General features: G+C 52.9%; 4 protein-coding genes. 3 read left to right on the top strand and 1 reads right to left on the bottom strand.

From position 1 onward, the window contains the following. From D6694_14820 to D6694_14810, 3 genes are all read left to right on the top strand, one after another. Positions 1–202, top strand: a 202-nt coding sequence (locus D6694_14820; protein RMH35298.1) for an ATP-binding protein, incomplete at its 5' end; no start/stop codon positions are given. Positions 203–401: 199 nt separating this feature from the next. Further along, positions 402–641: a hypothetical protein gene (locus tag D6694_14815; protein RMH35297.1), complete on the top strand. Its 240-nt coding sequence runs from the start codon at positions 402–404 to the stop codon at positions 639–641. Further along, on the top strand, positions 638–865 hold the full coding sequence (locus tag D6694_14810; protein RMH35296.1) for a hypothetical protein: 228 nt from the start codon (positions 638–640) through the stop codon (positions 863–865). Before D6694_14815 ends, D6694_14810 begins: the two co-directional genes overlap by 4 nt. Positions 866–884: 19 nt before the next feature. Here the strand turns inward: D6694_14810 and D6694_14805 are convergent. Beyond that, the coding region (locus D6694_14805; protein ID RMH35295.1) for a hypothetical protein at positions 885–1,088 on the bottom strand (204 nt) is incomplete at its 5' end.

Here is a 1,088-nt window from a genome sequence, read left to right as displayed (position 1 = left end):
GGACACAGGCGGCGCGGGCCTAGGCCTGGCCATCGCCCGGGCCCTCGTCCACGCCCACGGCGGGGAGATCACCGTCACCAGCCAGGGGAAGGGACGGGGAAGCACATTTCAGGTGTGGCTCATGGCGCCTGACGCGTCGCGTATTGTTGACAAGGAGAAGAGGAGACAGGGAGATTGGGAGATTGACAAGGTGACAGGGTGACAAGGTGACAAGGTGACTGAGGACTTCGGACTGAGGACTTTGGACTGAGTTCGAAGGGTCGTGCGGTTGCAAACTGCACTTGCACGTTCCATTTGACTCGCGTCCCACACGAGACTTACAATCGGGAATCGGGAGCGCATCTGGGTAGTAGGTGCTCGAAAGATACAAAGAGTCGTCAAAAATCTCACCCTGGCGAAAGATGATGCCAAAGTTCAAAATTCTGAACGAAATCAGGGAGATCGAAACCATTGCGTCGGGCCGGGGAGTATATATCCGACGTCATCTAGAACGGACTTACGGCCGGGGGCGGTGGCGCAAAATGAAGGGGATCGCCACAGTCGAGTTACCGAACGGTGAAATCTGTGAGGCTGAGATACACTGGTATGAAGCACACGGCATAGGCCGGAGAGATTTCAAGATCAAGAAGGTAATCCAATGAATGAATTCGTTCTCTGTATCAACAATGAGGGCAATCCGGCAAGTCTAATTGTCGGCAAGGTATATCGAAAACTGCCCGATCCAGAAGCTGAATCCCGTCATATGCTTCGCATCATCGACGAGGACATGTCAGAAGTAGACGGATATCTCTATCCGGCATCCATGTTTGTCCCCGTGGAACTGCCTGAGGAGGCAAAGCGGGTGTTGATGACGCTCGATAGGTAACGCGCAGACAACATGAACGCTATACACCCTGATGGATAAAAATCAGGACGCAGATGCACGCAGGCTCCGCACGCAGATTCCTTTGCACCTTTGCGCCCTGGCGTCTTTGCGTTGGATTTATAGAGCAGATTCCTTCTTTTCTTTGCGCTCTTTGCGTCTTTGCGGTGAGATTTATAGAGCAGATCATTGCGTTTTTGGGAAGCCCATAGGCCCATTTTGTAGG

This window comes from Gammaproteobacteria bacterium (genome assembly GCA_003696665.1).
GTDB lineage: Bacteria > Pseudomonadota > Gammaproteobacteria > Enterobacterales.
This window is presented reverse-complemented; position numbering and strand designations above follow the sequence as displayed.

Excerpts from the sequence above, each read along its gene's own strand:
- D6694_14815 (RMH35297.1), top strand. The coding sequence starts at position 402 with ATGATGCCAAAGTTCAAAATTCTGAACGAAATCAGGGAGATCGAAACC.
- D6694_14810 (RMH35296.1), top strand. The coding sequence starts at position 638 with ATGAATGAATTCGTTCTCTGTATCAACAATGAGGGCAATCCGGCAAGT.